Annotated in this window: 14 protein-coding genes; 6 read left to right on the forward strand and 8 right to left on the reverse strand. The window is 40.9% G+C overall.

The features are described from left to right. Nucleotides 1–2: 2 nt before the first annotated feature. The 3 genes from purE to ABWV45_RS00685 form a co-directional block, all read right to left on the reverse strand. Entirely contained in the window at nt 3–497 is a 495-nt protein-coding gene (gene purE, locus ABWV45_RS00675) for a 5-(carboxyamino)imidazole ribonucleotide mutase (protein ID WP_502914641.1), read from the reverse strand. Nucleotides 498–576: 79 nt separating this feature from the next. After that, complete coding sequence (locus tag ABWV45_RS00680; protein ID WP_353347658.1) at nt 577–1,644, reverse strand: 3-deoxy-7-phosphoheptulonate synthase; 1,068 nt, start codon at nt 1,642–1,644, stop codon at nt 577–579. A gap of 131 nt (nt 1,645–1,775) precedes the next feature. Then, nucleotides 1,776–1,955: a helix-turn-helix domain-containing protein gene (locus tag ABWV45_RS00685; protein WP_353347660.1), complete on the reverse strand. Its 180-nt coding sequence runs from the start codon at nt 1,953–1,955 to the stop codon at nt 1,776–1,778. Nucleotides 1,956–2,044: 89 nt separating this feature from the next. On the opposite strand from ABWV45_RS00685, the gene ABWV45_RS00690 reads away from it, so the two are divergent. Next, nucleotides 2,045–2,545 carry a universal stress protein gene (locus ABWV45_RS00690; RefSeq protein WP_353347662.1) on the forward strand — a complete coding sequence of 167 codons (501 nt, stop codon included), beginning with the start codon at nt 2,045–2,047 and terminating at the stop codon, nt 2,543–2,545. Nucleotides 2,546–2,547: 2 nt separating this feature from the next. Here the strand turns inward: ABWV45_RS00690 and ABWV45_RS00695 are convergent, their stop codons facing one another. Continuing rightward, nucleotides 2,548–3,333 carry a sulfite exporter TauE/SafE family protein gene (locus tag ABWV45_RS00695; RefSeq protein WP_353347664.1) on the reverse strand — a complete coding sequence of 262 codons (786 nt, stop codon included), beginning with the start codon at nt 3,331–3,333 and terminating at the stop codon, nt 2,548–2,550. 143 nt (nt 3,334–3,476) lie between these two features. Between ABWV45_RS00695 and cysB the strand changes: the two genes are divergently transcribed. Continuing rightward, nucleotides 3,477–4,451, forward strand: coding sequence for an HTH-type transcriptional regulator CysB (gene cysB / locus ABWV45_RS00700; RefSeq protein ID WP_353347666.1), 975 nt, complete (start codon nt 3,477–3,479; stop codon nt 4,449–4,451). Nucleotides 4,452–4,473: 22 nt separating this feature from the next. Here the strand turns inward: cysB and ABWV45_RS00705 are convergent, their stop codons facing one another. Beyond that, a complete protein-coding gene (locus ABWV45_RS00705; RefSeq protein WP_353347668.1) occupies nt 4,474–5,205 on the reverse strand; it encodes a phosphoadenylyl-sulfate reductase in 732 nt (243 codons plus the stop codon). Nucleotides 5,206–5,379: 174 nt separating this feature from the next. Here ABWV45_RS00705 and thrH point away from each other — a divergent pair, with 174 nt between their 5' ends. After that, nucleotides 5,380–5,997, forward strand: coding sequence for a bifunctional phosphoserine phosphatase/homoserine phosphotransferase ThrH (gene thrH, locus ABWV45_RS00710; RefSeq protein ID WP_353347670.1), 618 nt, complete (start codon nt 5,380–5,382; stop codon nt 5,995–5,997). On the opposite strand, the gene ABWV45_RS00715 is transcribed toward thrH, so the two are convergent. Together ABWV45_RS00715 and ppsR are read right to left on the reverse strand one after the other, a co-directional pair. Continuing rightward, a complete protein-coding gene (locus tag ABWV45_RS00715; RefSeq protein WP_353347672.1) occupies nt 5,987–7,279 on the reverse strand; it encodes an anthranilate synthase component I family protein in 1,293 nt (430 codons plus the stop codon). The genes thrH and ABWV45_RS00715 overlap by 11 nt on opposite strands. A gap of 222 nt (nt 7,280–7,501) precedes the next feature. Then, nucleotides 7,502–8,314 carry a posphoenolpyruvate synthetase regulatory kinase/phosphorylase PpsR gene (gene ppsR / locus ABWV45_RS00720; RefSeq protein WP_353347674.1) on the reverse strand — a complete coding sequence of 271 codons (813 nt, stop codon included), beginning with the start codon at nt 8,312–8,314 and terminating at the stop codon, nt 7,502–7,504. Between the two features lie 83 nt (nt 8,315–8,397). On the opposite strand from ppsR, the gene ppsA reads away from it, so the two are divergent. Genes ppsA through rraA form a run of 3 tightly spaced genes read left to right on the forward strand, consistent with a single transcriptional unit; the run spans nt 8,398 to nt 12,228 of the window. Continuing rightward, nucleotides 8,398–10,767: a phosphoenolpyruvate synthase gene (gene ppsA / locus ABWV45_RS00725; RefSeq protein ID WP_353347676.1), complete on the forward strand. Its 2,370-nt coding sequence runs from the start codon at nt 8,398–8,400 to the stop codon at nt 10,765–10,767. 8 nt (nt 10,768–10,775) lie between these two features. Further along, nucleotides 10,776–11,735 carry an alpha/beta hydrolase gene (locus tag ABWV45_RS00730; protein WP_353347678.1) on the forward strand — a complete coding sequence of 320 codons (960 nt, stop codon included), beginning with the start codon at nt 10,776–10,778 and terminating at the stop codon, nt 11,733–11,735. A gap of 4 nt (nt 11,736–11,739) precedes the next feature. Continuing rightward, nucleotides 11,740–12,228: a ribonuclease E activity regulator RraA gene (rraA, locus tag ABWV45_RS00735; protein ID WP_353347680.1), complete on the forward strand. Its 489-nt coding sequence runs from the start codon at nt 11,740–11,742 to the stop codon at nt 12,226–12,228. Between the two features lie 50 nt (nt 12,229–12,278). Here the strand turns inward: rraA and ABWV45_RS00740 are convergent, their stop codons facing one another. Further along, a complete protein-coding gene (locus ABWV45_RS00740; RefSeq protein WP_353347682.1) occupies nt 12,279–14,975 on the reverse strand; it encodes an SNF2-related protein in 2,697 nt (898 codons plus the stop codon). Nucleotides 14,976–15,007: the final 32 nt, after the last annotated feature.

The following is a 15,007-nucleotide window of genomic DNA, read 5'->3' on the forward strand; positions in this document are numbered from 1 at the left end:
AATTATGCTTCCCTTGGATCAGGAATAGATAAAACTTTTTCAGTTTGCTTTTCACGAAACTCAGTAAGTTTTGTGCGCACACTTTCGTCATGAAGTGCCACAACTTGAGCCGCTAATAGGCCTGCATTAGCAGCCCCAGCAGGGCCAATGGCTAGGGTACCTACGGCGATGCCTGCTGGCATTTGGGCGATGGATAGTAAAGAGTCCATGCCATTTAGTGCCTTGCTTTTAACGGGAACACCAAAAACAGGTAGGTGAGTCTTAGATGCAATCATGCCGGGTAAGTGGGCTGCACCACCTGCGCCTGCGACAATGACTTGAAGGCCGCGATCGAAAGCAGTTTCAGCGTATTCAAATAAAAGGTCGGGAGTACGATGGGCAGATACAACTTTAACTTCGTATGCAACGCCGAGTTTAATCAGTATTTCTTCTGCTTTTGACATGGTTTCCCAGTCAGAGGTGGAACCCATGATTATTCCGACTTTTGGAGAATTCATTTGTAACTGCTCAAATTTTAGAAAGGGCGGATTCTATCACAAAAATATCAGTGGGTTGCACAAGGCAACCCACTTTGTGCTAGCGCTTAGGTAAGATGTCTTTTAGTTTTTCATGCATTTTCAAGATAGCTTCTTCTGTTTGCTCCCAAGAAATACAGCCATCAGTAATGGATTGCCCATATTCTAGCTCATCTAAATTAGCAGGGATGCTTTGGTTACCAAATTTCAGGTGAGACTCAACCATTAAGCCGACTATGGATTTATTGCCTTCAAGAATTTGATTGGCCACATTATCCATTACCAGTGGCTGCAATGCTGGGTCTTTATTGGAGTTTGCGTGGGAGCAATCCACCATAATATTATTAGCGATGCCTGCTTTTTCAATTTCTTGCTCACATAGAGCGATACTTACTGAATCATAGTTAGGCTTGCCGCCGCCGCCACGAAGTACAACGTGCCCATATTGATTGCCTTTTGTTTTCACAACCGCTACTTGCCCATCGCCATTAATACCAAGGAAGCGATGTGGGTTAGCAGTAGACTGAAGAGCATTAATAGCCACAGTTAAGTTACCGTCAGTGCCGTTTTTAAAGCCTACTGCACACGATAAGCCACTAGCCAGCTCGCGGTGGGTTTGACTTTCTGTGGTGCGTGCACCAATGGCAGACCAAGAAATAAGGTCTTGTAGGTACTGAGGTGAAATAGGGTCTAATGCCTCTGTGGAAAGAGGGAGGCCTAGCTCTGCAAGGTCCAGTAGTAATTTGCGAGAAATTTTCAGTCCGTCTTCGATCTTGAATGTGTCATTCAAGTACGGGTCATTAATTAAGCCTTTCCAACCCACAGTGGTGCGAGGTTTTTCAAAATACACGCGCATAACGATTAAAATAGTATCAGATACAGCTTCGCTTAATGTTTTAAGTTTTTCTGCGTATTCTTTGGCTGCTTGCACGTCATGGATTGAGCATGGGCCAATCACAACAAATAAGCGGTGATCCTTACGATCCAGAATGTTTCTGATGGCAAGACGGCCTTGCTCTACAGAAGTGACGGCTTTATCTGAAATAGGGAGTTCTGATTTAAGCTGCTCAGGGGTGATAAGGGTCTGAGTGCTTTCAATATTTAGATCTTCTACGCGATTATCTGACATTATGCTTATTATTCCGACAGCAATACTTAAAGAGCGTAATAATAGAGTACTTGAATCAGGGACTCAAAGGGGTAATTACAAGAAATGGCAATTTAAGTGATAAAAGGCCCACTTAACGCGGGCCAAAAAGGTTATTTTTTAAGTCGATCATTGATCTCTTTGTATTTTAGAATGTCTGGTTCTGGAAATACTAAATCTGAACCTTCTTTGCTGCTTTTAATGAGATGCTCTCTTGCCCATCGTTTAACGGTAACTTCGCTGACGTTTAGTAGGTTACTAGCTTCAGCAAGACTTAACATTCTGTCACTCATATCAATCTCCTCTAAGATACAAATCAAAGTATAGACAGAAAATCAGCATGCTATGCTTAAAATGATTACTGGCAGGTTAAGAAGTCGCCATGAAGCATCATATTTTATATGCTACTGATTTGGGCCTATATAGTCCCTATGTTATGAAGAAGCTTTCCCGTATGGCCATTTCTATGGGGGCGGTTGTTGATATCCTGCATGTAATAGAGCCAATTGGAGTCTTTGCAGAGTCAATATTGAGAAGCTATTTAGGAGATGATGAAAGGCGCTACCTACATCAGTATGGCTTAGATAAGGTTCTATTATCCATTAAAAAGCAAGTTGAAGAAGCTCTGGATAATGAATACAAAGAGGTATTAAGCGGCGCTTGCGTCGAAAATGTAATGGTCGAGCTTGGACGACCTTCACAAGTCATAGTAGAGACGGCCGCTGATCGTCAAGCTGATTTAATTGTTCTAGGGAGTCATGGTCAATACTCTCCAAATAATGCAGCCCTTGGTTCGGTTGCAAGCAAGGTTGTGCAAACCTCTCATGTGCCTGTACTGGTTATTCCAATGCTGGATATAGAAGGATTAGATCGTCAGACCTAGGCTTAAAATATGATGTATTTAATACCTAGTATCATAAGTAGTCCTGCAAGCACATTTCTTAAGATATTTTCAGGGAGGCGACTTCCAATTTTGCTGCCTAGGTGTATGGCTGGTATTGAGCCAATTAATAGGGCACCTAAAAGTCCGTAATCAACATTACCTAGACTTAAATGTACGAGCCCGCCAACTAGGGTTAGTGGTACAGCGTGTGCCAGATCGGTTCCAATAATCTGTATCGAGCGCAAATATGGATAAAGAATCAGGAGTACAACTGTCCCTATTGCTCCAGCCCCTACGGATGATAGGGTAACAAAGACACCAAGAATGATACCCATGATAACGGTTAACAGCATTCTGTGGCTTTGTATCCAGCTAGTTTTATTTAAATTGGATTGGTGCTCGGCCGCTAATTGGATCTTTTTACGAAAAAGTAAAAGGGTGGCGGTAATAACCAACATAACTCCCAAGCTGGCCGTTATAATGCCGGTATACTGCTGATAATCTTTAAAATACGCGCTTAAAATAAATCCAGTTATGATGGCGGTAGGGATACTGCCAGCTACCATTAAAAAAGTAACGGACCAATTGATGGTCTTTTGTTTATGATGAGCAACAACGCCGCTGGCTTTTGTTATGGCCGCATATAAAAGGTCAGTACCAACGGCAATATGGGGGGGGATGCCAAAAAGTAGTAGTAACGGTGTCATTAATGAACCACCACCGATTCCAGTAATGCCTACTATTAACCCTACAAGGGCACCGGACATTACATATAACAGAAAATCCATAAATATAGTCTATGCTTATAACATACAGTTAAAGAAAGTTGGCTGGTAAATCTATAGATTTAGTTCTATTCTGGAAAAGAATATTTATTTATATTTTTATAACCAATTAAATGGATAGTAGGTCGTGTTAGCCTGGAGGGCTTATGAAGCTACAACAATTGCGTTACATCTGGGAAGTGGCGCACCATGATCTCAATGTCTCTGCAACCGCTCAGGTATTGTATACCTCTCAACCTGGCATTAGTAAGCAAATCCGCTTGCTTGAGGATGAGCTGGGTGTTGAGATATTTGCAAGAAGTGGCAAGCACTTAACCCGTGTAACTCCTGCTGGAGAGGCAATTTTAAAAGTTTCTGGTGAGATTCTACGTAAGGTTGAAAGCATCAAACAGGTTGCGCAGGAGTTTTCAAATGAGAACAAGGGTAGTTTGTCTATTGCCACTACCCATACTCAGGCAAGGTATGCCTTACCCGGAATAATCCAAGATTTTATAGCGCAGTTTCCGGACGTTTCTTTGCATATGCACCAAGGAACACCGACTCAAATCGCTGAGATGGCGGCAGATGGTACAGTAGACTTTGCAATAGCCACAGAGGCAATGGACCATTACAACGATCTAATTATGATGCCTTGTTATCGCTGGAATCGCAGCATATTGGTGCCTAAAACCCACCCGTTAGCACAAAGGGCTCAGCCTACCTTGGAAGAGGTGGCAACATTTCCGCTTGTGACTTATGTTTTTGGCTTTACTGGACGCTCCCGTTTGGATGAGTCGTTTAAATCTAAAGGCTTAACACCAAAGGTTGTATTTACAGCGGCAGATGCAGATGTCATTAAAACCTATGTTCGCTTAGGTTTAGGGGTAGGTATTGTTGCTACAATGGCAATTGATCCTGAAAAAGACAGTGATTTGGTTGCAATAGATGCAAGCCATTTATTTGAAGATAGTGTAACGCGTATAGGTTTCAGAAAGGGAACATTTTTACGTGGATTTATGTGCGACTTTGTTGCTCGCTTTGCGCCTCATTTGGATAAGGCGACTATCGAGAAGGCAGCGCAGTGTCACAGTAAGTCTGAATTGGAAGAGATGTTTCAGCATATTCAACTGCCCAGTCGATAACTGGGCGGTTTCAAATAGCAGATTAGCCCTTAGTGATAATGTTCGATGCATGAAGGCCGCACTCCTTGCCGCCTTCATTTTCCCACCACCAGCGCCCCTCGCGTTCATGCTGATTTGGCAGTACCGCCCGTGTACATGGCTGACAGCCTATACTGATGAAACCTTGGTTGTGCAAGGGATTATAGGGTACATCAAACATCTGAATATAGTTCCAAACATCTTCTGAACTCCAGTTAGCCAAAGGGTTGAATTTATACAAATCCCCACTGGTGCCTTCAAAGTTGTCTTTTTGGAAAACCGGGATTGAGTTTCGTGTTCCTGGGCTTTGATCTTTGCGTTGACCTGTAATCCAAGCATCTACGGTCTTTAGTTTTCTTTTTAGCGGGTTGATTTTGCGTATACTACAGCATTCATTGTGACCATCTTCATAGAAGCTAAATAAGCCTTTTTCTTTAATGAATGGCTCCAATTCTTGATGGTCTGGAGATACAAGTTCAATAGTAATGCCGTAATGTTTACGAATTTGATCAATATAGGCATATGTCTGCGGGTGCAAGCGGCCAGTATCAAGGCTAAATACCTGAATGTCTTTTTTTGCTTTCAAAGCAAGATCAATTAAAACAACATCCTCAGCACCACTAAATGATATGGCGATATTATTAAAACGTTCTAAGGCGTCTTTAATGATTTGCTTTGGCTGTTTTTTGGCTAATTCTTGATCGATTTCAGTGATTTGAGAGTCTATAAGCGACATTATGCTATCTCTAATAAATATCATGGGACAGTAACAGATTTTAAATTATGCTAAAAAATAATTATTAAGAATAATTTAATAACTATAGCTTATATGGCATATGGAAATAACTGATTGAATGGCTTCATTATAACGGATAGAGTAGCGCCTTTTTAAGCTTCTAGGAGAATTGCAGTGGAGTTAGCTTGTCTTGACTTGGAAGGGGTATTAATCCCTGAAATTTGGATTGAATTTGCCAATAAAACCGGTATCGAAGAGTTAAAAGCCACGACTCGCGATATTCCTGATTATGATGTTCTAATGAAACAGCGCCTGCGCATTCTAAAAGAGAATAATCTTAAAATTGATGACATCCAAGAAGTGATAGCAACATTATCACCGCTTGAGGGTGCAAAAGAATTCATTGATTGGCTTCGTGAACGCTTTCAGGTGATTATCTTGTCAGATACGTTTTATGAATTTGCACAGCCATTAATGCGTCAGCTAGGTTTCCCCACATTGTTCTGCCATAAGCTAGAAGTAAGCGAAGATGGTTTTATTACGGACTATAAACTTCGCCAAGTGGACCCTAAGCGTCAGTCAGTTCGTTCATTTCAATTACTTAATTATCGGTGTATTGCAGCAGGTGATTCATATAATGATACCACCATGCTCAAGCAGGCCGAGGCCGGCATTCTATTTAAATCACCAAAAAATGTAATTGAGGAATTCCCGCAATTCCCAGCCGTACATGGATATGAAGATTTGAAAAAGCAGTTTATAGCAGCAAGTAATCGTGAGCTTACACTTTAGTAAGGCACTCCATGAGCTTAGTTATTTTATCTAGGCTCTCTTGGTATTCTGACTCCCATTGGGAGTCATGAACTATCCCCCCGCCAGCCCAGCAGGTCACCTTGCTGTCTTCAAAAAGAAAGCTTCTGATTAAAATATTTGAGTTGAATTTATGGTTGCTCGATAAATAAAAAGTAGAGCCGCAATAAAAACTTCTAGGAAAGCACTCTAACTCACTAATTATTTCCATGGCCCTTTGTTTTGGTGCTCCTGTAATTGACCCGCCTGGAAAGGCATCTAGAAGCAATTTAATAATATCCCTTCTATTGACATTTGATGTGATAGTGCTAACCAAATGATGCACAGTAGAGAAGGTCTCAATATCAAATAACTTTGATACACAAATATTACTGCCATGCTTACTGAGATCATTCCTTAACAAATCAACAATCATAAGATTTTCAGCCATATCCTTTGGGCTGCTTGATAGACGTAATTTTTGTAGGTTGTCATCTTCTGGGTTGGGTAATCTAGGTAGTGTCCCTTTAATGGGTTTAGTTGTGGCTACACCATTTTCATACTGAATAAATAATTCCGGAGATGCACTGGCAAACGACCAATTGTCAGATTCAAAATAAGTAGCGAAAGGTACGTTGGCAGATTCCTTTAGTGCTGAGTATGCATTAATAGGGTTGCCAGAATACGAAGCTGAGAAATGTTGCGCAAGATTCGCTTGGTATATATCACCATTTACGATGTAGTCTTTAATGGATTCTATTTTTTGCTTGTATGTGGGTTTATCCCAGTGAGGTTGGAAAGCTGCATGAATCTTGAAGTCACTTTCTTTTTGTTGTTTATGCTCTTTTAGGCACTGGATAAACTTTGTTTTAAGCTCTGCTTCTGAGTTGGTGTCATCACTCCAGTAAGTAAGGTAACTACATTCTTCCTTGTGATCGATAACAAATGACCATGTATAAAGCCCTACCAGTAGAGTTGGTAGCACTTTATATTGCTTTAGTTTTAGCTTGTTTGAATTGGGAATGCCAAAGTCGTAGCTAATATGACCAATTAACCCGCCAGTAAATGGAAGCTTTGATGAGTGGTTTGGTAATTCTTGTGACAAGGTGTGCAGTTGATTAATAGCTTGCGGTATTGATAGGCTATCTTTGATTTCAATGATTTCTTTTGGGTTGGCCGCGATGATGCTCCAGCGGCCATTATCATGTTCCGTATTGGAGCTTTCTAAGGCAACCAAGTGGCCAAGCTCTGAAAGCTCTAGTAAGAGTTGGTGCGTATGCGCCATGTACGGGAGCTTGGTATAACTGCACTGCATATATTACTACCTAATTAATAGTAATATTTTAATGCTTGTACCTTGTTTTAGATAGGCTTAAGGCAGAATATCTGTAGATGCGTGCCCGTAATATTCAGGTAAAATAAAAACTTCCAATATTTGAATGTTTTGCCATCAAAAAGTCAGTGGGTATCACTGACTTTGACTGTATTAACTTAGAGCTATCATCAATTAAGCTCTTCTAATGAGCTTTGAATCAACCATTATGCGGGTTGAAATTTCCTCTACGGATAGGTCGGTGGTGGTTAGAAATGGAATGTTCATCCTACGAAAAAGCATCTCTACTTCTTCTGTTTCATAATAACACTGATTCAAACTTGCATATCGACTATTGGCTTTACGTTCATTACGAATAGCAGCCAACCGCTCAGGATCAATGGTTAGGCCGAATAATTTATCTTTATAGGGTTTTAATGCTTCTGGTAATTCACCGTTACCAAGATCTTCTTCTGTTAATGGATAGTTGGCGGCTTTTATACCGTATTGCAGCGCAAGATATAAGCAGCTAGGAGTCTTTCCTGAGCGTGATACCCCTACAAGGATAATATCGGCTTTATTATAATGCTTGATTTTGCTTCCATCATCATTATCAAGAGCGTAATTAACAGCGTCGATTCTTGCTAGATATGACTTATTATCACCGCCAGCGTGAGATTTACCCACCGAATAGCTTGAGCCCATGTTCAGCTCTTTTTCTAAGGGGGCTAAAAATGTTGCGAAAATATCAACCTTAAATGCGTCCGCTTTAGATATTTCATCGCGTATATCCTGATTGATAATAGTATCAAAAACTATTGCACGACCGCCTTCGGAAGCAATTGCATTTAGCCTAAGAACAACTTCTTTAGCTTTATCTAGGGTGTCTATATAAGGCAGTGTTGTTTGTTCAAAATCTATACTCTCAAACTGAGATAAAAGGCTATGACCTAGGGTTTCAGCTGTAATACCTGTACCGTCCGATATGAAAAACGCTTGTCGCTTCATTTTATTTAACAACTTTGTGATTAGTCTCTAGAATTAGATTACTATATTGGCCTAACGCACACTAGAATTTATCGGAGGTAAACTTGAAAAATCACGTCATTTGGTTTGATCAGCTTAACATGGAAGACGTGGACAAGGTCGGCGGGAAAAATGCCTCCCTCGGCGAGATGATCAGCAACCTTTCTTCGTCCGGTGTAAATGTACCAAATGGCTTTGCAACTACCTCTGATGCTTTCGATTTATTTCTTAAGCAAAACAATCTCAAGCAAAAAATTGATGAAAAAATAAACTCGCTTAGCGAAGGCTCGTTGTCACATCTTGCTGAAGTGGGTGCTGAAGTTCGCCAGTGGATATTAGACGCCGACATACCTAAAGAAATAGAATCCCAAATTAAAGAAAGTCTTGCTAAATTAAGGGGGTCTGAAGCCGAGATTTCAGTAGCTGTTCGAAGCTCAGCCACGGCTGAGGATTTACCAGATGCTTCTTTTGCGGGACAGCAAGAAACTTTCTTAAATATTGTGGGAGAGGACGCGGTTCTCAGAGCGGTCAAAGAAGTATTTGCATCTTTGTATAATGATAGGGCAATCAGCTATCGTGCCCATCAAGGTTATCAGGATCATGAAATCGCACTATCTGTCGGCATTCAGCGCATGGTTCGTAGTGAATCAGGTGCGTCAGGTGTCATGTTTACCATGGATACAGAATCCGGGTTTGATGGTGTTGTCTTTATTACCTCCGCATATGGTTTGGGTGAAACCGTCGTGCAAGGTGCGGTTAACCCTGATGAATTCTATGTTCACAAGAAGTCCTTCAAAGAAGGGCGCCCAGCCATTCTAAGACGTAACCTTGGTGCTAAAGCAATAAAAATGATTTATAGCCAAGATCCATATAGCGACACGCCAGTTGAAACTATTCGCGTTGATAGGGAAGAGCGCTTTAAATTTAGTATCACAGATGAAGATCTTGCTGTACTTACAAAACAGGCGCTCATCATCGAAGAGCACTATAAGCGACCAATGGATATAGAGTGGGCTAAAGACGGTATAAACGGAGAAATATATATCGTGCAGGCACGACCTGAAACGGTTAAAAGTCGCACAAGTAAGAATGTAATGGAGCGTTATATTCTTAAAGAAACTGGCAGTGTACTTTGCGAGGGTAGAAGTGTCGGTCATCGAATCGGACGAGGCCCTGTAAAAGTTTTGCGCAATATTAATCAAATCCAAGATATTGATGAAGGTGATATTTTAGTTGCAGATATGACGGACCCCGATTGGGAACCTATCATGAAAAAAGCCAGTGCAATTGTCACAAACCGTGGAGGGCGTACATGTCACGCGGCCATTATTGCTCGTGAGCTGGGCATCCCTGCCGTAGTAGGTTGTGGTGATGCAACTGATGAATTACAAAATGGTCAGCTTGTTACAGTTTCGTGTGCGGAAGGTGACACCGGGTTTATTTATGATGGTACATTGGAATTTGAGCACAAAACAAATTCCGTTGGCAATATGCCTGAATTACCATTTAAGGTCATGATGAATGTAGGTAACCCTGATCGTGCTTTTGATTTTCAAGCTTTACCTAATGAAGGCGTTGGCCTAGCCCGATTAGAATTCATTATTAATAGAATGATAGGTGTTCACCCTAAAGCTCTTTTGAATTTTAATGACTTACCAGAAGAAGTTAAATCTACAGTTGAAAGGCGAATAGCTGGGTATGCTTCGCCTATTGATTTTTATGTAGAAAAATTAGTTGAAGGTATCAGTACTTTGGCTGCAGCTTTTTACCCAAAAAAGGTAATCGTACGATTATCAGATTTCAAGTCAAACGAATACGCTAACTTAATTGGTGGTCGTTTATACGAACCAGAAGAAGAAAACCCTATGCTGGGTTTTCGCGGTGCTGCTCGTTATATAAGTAAGTCATTTAGGGATTGCTTTGAACTTGAGTGCCGCGCAATGAAAAAAGTTCGCGATGAAATGGGCTTTTCTAACGTAGAGGTAATGGTTCCATTTGTACGTACCGTTGGTGAAGCTAAACAAGTTGTTGACTTATTGGCAACCAATGGCCTTAAACGTGGTGAAAACGGCTTACGTTTAATCATGATGTGTGAGCTTCCTGCAAACGCGTTACTTGCTGAGCAGTTTTTAGAATACTTTGACGGCTTCTCTATTGGCTCTAACGACTTAACCCAGCTTACTCTAGGCTTGGATCGAGACTCAGGGGTCATTGCGCATTTATTTGATGAGCGAAATGATGCCATAAGAAGCTTGCTACACATGGCAATATCAGCTTGTAAAAAACAAAATAAATATATTGGTATTTGCGGGCAAGGACCAAGTGATCATCCGTCATTTGCGAAGTGGCTAATGGATGAGGGGATTGATAGCGTTTCGTTAAACCCAGACTCTGTATTGGATACTTGGTTTTATCTAGCAGATAAACCTCAATAAGGGATTAAATGAAAAGTAGCAGCACTTTATTTCCGGTTGCATTGATGCGAGCTGAGGTGTTGTCTTCTAAATACATAGAAGACACTTATCTATTAAAGCCAAACAACAGTCCCGATCTAACGGCACAAGTTGCACTTTCCCGTTTGGGGTATGCAGATTCAGATCAAAGCAAGCAAGGTGTGCCGGTTGTATTGCTCCATGGGCTTTATGAAAATAGAAGTTGCTGGCTTGATCAGGATCTAAATGGCCTAGCGGCTTTTTTATTGGAGCTTGGTTTTGATCCTTGGATGCTTGAGTTTAGAGGGCATGGCGATAGCCCTGTTAATAACCTCTATGACAAAAATACAATTGAGGCATACGCTCAATACGATTTAAGTGCGGCGCAGCAGTTTATAAGTGAGCAAAACCCATTTGAAGCTATTTGGTTAGGGCAAGGGGCAGGGGGTATTGCTATCGCGACATCTTTGGCTAATAAGAGCTTGCATTCAAACGATGTATTAGGTGTATGCTTGCTTAATACACAAGTATCTAGCTTTCCTATTTCTTATTATGTGCCATTTTTACGTAGTATTAAAAGAATCAGACAGTTCTTCAGAAAATTGAATGTTTGCCCAAAAATCGGCCCAGAGGCGGAGCCAAAGGGCGTACTTCTTGAGCAGCTAAGGTGGTCTGGGTTACTTAGTCGCTGGAAATCTAAAGCAGGTAACTCATTCTGGAGTGGGCTGAATAACCTATCAACTCCAGTTTTATCTTTTAGTGGCAAAGATGATGGCGCCAACCCAGTTAAAGCATGCCGAAAATTAGCGTTTGCCATCTCTGAGGATGCCACGATTGTTTTATTATCCAAAGAGCAGGGATTCTCAAGAAATTACGGCTATACCGATTTATTAAAAAGCTCCGATGCGGCAAATGATGTTTGGCCAAAAATCGGAGAGTGGATTGAAACTTTAAAAAACGAAAGAGGTTAAAACAATGACTCAATATTTAACACCAGATTTGTGCGATGAGTACCCAGAAGTTGAAGTATTAGAGCCTATGTTTAGTAATTATGGTGCACGTGAGTCATTTGGCGGTGAAGTCGTGACCATTAAGTGTCATGAAGATAATTCCCTAGTAAAAGAAAATGTGGACAAGCCCGGCACCGGGAAAGTTATGGTGGTTGATGGTGGTGGGTCTATGCGTGCAGCCTTGCTAGGAGATATGTTGGCTGAAAAAGCGGCAAAAAACGGTTGGGAAGGCTTGGTTATTTATGGATGTATTCGTGATGTAGATATCATCATGGAAACTAATTTAGGTGTTCAGGCTCTGGCTACCAATCCGAGAAAAACAGAAAAGAAAGGCATTGGTGAGATAAATGTGCCAGTTAAGTTTGCTGGTGTCGAAATCAAGCCGGGGCAATTCATTTATGCTGACAACAATGGCATTATTGTTTCTGATAAAGCGCTATCAATGCCTTCATGAGATACCAAATAAATCCAACATAAAAGGCCGCAATTGCGGCCTTTTACGCTTTATTGATTAAAGTTAATCCAAAGTGTCATAGATAACAATTTTGGTTTGGTTGCACTTAAAAACTCAGTGGCTTCTTTTGTGTTTTTTGTAAGTGTGTCAATTTCTAACTGATAACTTCCTGGTGATATTTCAAGTGACTTGTATCGTTCAAGCTCTTGGGCGCTTTTATCACTTAGGTTGTTGATTGCGTTTTCGATATGCTCTTTGGATGTATGTGCAGCAAGTTTTTCACTTAATAAAGCGGCATTGTCGATGTTCTGCAGCTTCATTTGGATTACTTCTCTGGCCATATCTTTAGAAATTAGTTCACTATTAGCTCGCATACTATTTAAATCCAATATGCGTGTAACATTTTTTAACTCTTCGCTAATCACATAGTGTCTTAGTTCTGGGGTTAAATGACGATTGAGTTCAAGTCGCCCCGGCCCTTCTGCTTTAACTTGATAAAGTGTTTCTACAAATATCTGGCCATTTTTGAATTCTGGGTTGCTAAACAAAGCACATGACGTGAACGCATCTCCACTTGCTTCTAGGTCATCAATAATACCTTTAATCCAAGGGTGGTCCCATGAGATGAACTCTAAATCTTCTCTTATGGAGGCTTGTTGGCGATCAAACGTAACCGTTGCTTTTTCATCGCGAAGACTATTAATGAAAGAGAATGGGCAGTTTTCTTGCGGACCAATAATTAGATTGTTATTACCAGTGGGCTCGGTATCTATATGGCCATTGTCAAATATATCTAATACCAGCTGCTTAAGTTTGTCATTGTTGTTGTCTGATTCATTAATTGAGTCTATGAGTTTACTGATACGATCTTCTTGAAATGAATGCTGTTCGAGTAAGCGGTCGCGGCCTTGTTCGATTTCTTCGAGGAGCTGCTTGCTAGCTTGTTGAGCCTGCATGATAACCGTTTCAGCGTTCTCTCCCGTATCAAGCATATCTTCGATTTCATAACCATAGGCTTCAAATATTGGAGATGCAGCAGGATTTGGCTGACTAAACATATCAAAGCCGTGATGATACAGTGCAGCCAGTCTTGACTGTTTGCTTCCAGAGATCACTGGGATATGAATATAAATATCACTACCTTGACCAATCCTATCTAGTCGACCAATGCGCTGGTCAACTAAGTCTGGGTGTTCTGGCAGGTCAAATAACACAAGATGCTGAGCGTGTTGGAAGTTGCGTCCTTCACCACCAATTTCGCTGCAAACTAATATTTGAATGCCATCATCTTCAGTGAAGCGTGCGGCTATTTGGTCACGCTCAATTAATGAATAATGCTCATGAAAAGCGCCAGATTGAATTAATGTTCTTTGGTTTATGTTTTCAGAAATCTTCTGTGCGGTTTCTGCGCTATGACAAATAATTAAAATCTTTTTGTCTTCTATGCTTGGAAGCCAGTCAATCAGCCAATCTAAGGTATCTATTTCCTTTAGGTGGTAGAACTCACTGTGACGCAAAGGAAAACCAGAAATACTACGACGAGTATTTCTGTAAACCATTCTTCCAGTACCATAGCGATCCGCCATCCAGTCTATAAAATCAGATTCTGATTTTTCATTCTCTAGGATTGTTGTGGCGTAAACATTTAATTTTTCGTCATTTAATTTTTCTATAAGCGGGAGTGATACTGCTAAACCATCTTGTTCAATGGACTCTACAATTTCACTAACCGTGCCATATTTTTGTTCTTCATCTAAAAATTGTTCAAGCTGAGGGAAGCGCAAGGGATCTAATAAATGTAATCGTGCAAAGTGACTTTCTACACCTAGCTGTTCTGGTGTGGCGGTTAATAGTAAAACCCCCACACTAACTTTTGATAAGGCTAATGCTGATTGATAGGCTTTTGATTGCCATTGTAGACGATGGCTTTCATCTACTACCATCATATCCCATTGAGCAAGTAGAGCCTGATCTAGATATTGAGAGTGAGTGAGCCAGTCAAAATTACATAAGGCTATTTGAACTTGATCAAAAGGATTTTGACTGGATTGCTCTGCGCAAAACTCATCGTCAATTAGTGTGCAATCTAAATTAAATTTTCGTTTCATCTCAACAAGCCATTGATTGACCAGAGAGGACGGCACGCAAATCAAAATACGCTGAGCACGCTGAGATGCCACAAGTTGATGGATTACTAAACCAGCTTCGATGGTCTTACCTAGGCCTACCTCATCAGCTAATAATGCCCTTGGTAATGGCATATTTAAAATTTGCTGGGCAACATCGTATTGGTGGGGAATGATGTTGATTTTGGGCCCAACAAAGCCGTGACACATTAAGCCTTGCTGATGGGTGTACGCCTCAAGTAAGCGACGATACAGGTTACTCCATTTAAAGCTGCCTATTTGCCCAGCTTTTAATCGGTCAACTGGAGATACTTTACCTTGGTTTGGCGCGATATCTTCTTCTTCTGCCCATAAGAATTCACTAATTTGATATTGAATAATGCCTGATTCATCATTCACACTGATGATGTTTGCCTCAATGCCAGAGATCAATTGAATTCGGTCATTTACTGCAAAAATACAACGTATAAGAGGGGTGTTGCCAATAGAGTATACACGGTTGTCTTCGACCAAAGGAAAATCAAGGGTAACGCGTCTGCCTTCAATATTGGTTACTAAGCCAAGGCCTAATTCTGGCTCTGATAAGCTGATCCATCTTTGACCAAGTATAAATTGACTCATAACACCCCCAAAATTAAGCCGCGGATTTTATC

Source organism: Oceaniserpentilla sp. 4NH20-0058, from assembly GCF_040371755.1.
In the GTDB taxonomy this organism is placed as follows: Bacteria; Pseudomonadota; Gammaproteobacteria; order Pseudomonadales; family Oceanobacteraceae; genus Bermanella.

What these genes read in the sequence shown, in the direction of transcription:
- purE (WP_502914641.1), bottom strand. Translation starts at nt 497, where the DNA reads ATGAATTCTCCAAAAGTCGGAATAATCATGGGTTCCACCTCTGACTGG.
- ABWV45_RS00680 (WP_353347658.1), bottom strand. Translation starts at nt 1,644, where the DNA reads ATGTCAGATAATCGCGTAGAAGATCTAAATATTGAAAGCACTCAGACC.
- ABWV45_RS00685 (WP_353347660.1), bottom strand. Translation starts at nt 1,955, where the DNA reads ATGAGTGACAGAATGTTAAGTCTTGCTGAAGCTAGTAACCTACTAAAC.
- ABWV45_RS00690 (WP_353347662.1), top strand. Translation starts at nt 2,045, where the DNA reads ATGAAGCATCATATTTTATATGCTACTGATTTGGGCCTATATAGTCCC.
- ABWV45_RS00695 (WP_353347664.1), bottom strand. Translation starts at nt 3,333, where the DNA reads ATGGATTTTCTGTTATATGTAATGTCCGGTGCCCTTGTAGGGTTAATA.
- cysB (WP_353347666.1), top strand. Translation starts at nt 3,477, where the DNA reads ATGAAGCTACAACAATTGCGTTACATCTGGGAAGTGGCGCACCATGAT.
- ABWV45_RS00705 (WP_353347668.1), bottom strand. Translation starts at nt 5,205, where the DNA reads ATGTCGCTTATAGACTCTCAAATCACTGAAATCGATCAAGAATTAGCC.
- ABWV45_RS00715 (WP_353347672.1), bottom strand. Translation starts at nt 7,279, where the DNA reads ATGGCGCATACGCACCAACTCTTACTAGAGCTTTCAGAGCTTGGCCAC.
- ppsR (WP_353347674.1), bottom strand. Translation starts at nt 8,314, where the DNA reads ATGAAGCGACAAGCGTTTTTCATATCGGACGGTACAGGTATTACAGCT.
- ABWV45_RS00730 (WP_353347678.1), top strand. Translation starts at nt 10,776, where the DNA reads ATGAAAAGTAGCAGCACTTTATTTCCGGTTGCATTGATGCGAGCTGAG.
- rraA (WP_353347680.1), top strand. Translation starts at nt 11,740, where the DNA reads ATGACTCAATATTTAACACCAGATTTGTGCGATGAGTACCCAGAAGTT.
- ABWV45_RS00740 (WP_353347682.1), bottom strand. Translation starts at nt 14,975, where the DNA reads ATGAGTCAATTTATACTTGGTCAAAGATGGATCAGCTTATCAGAGCCA.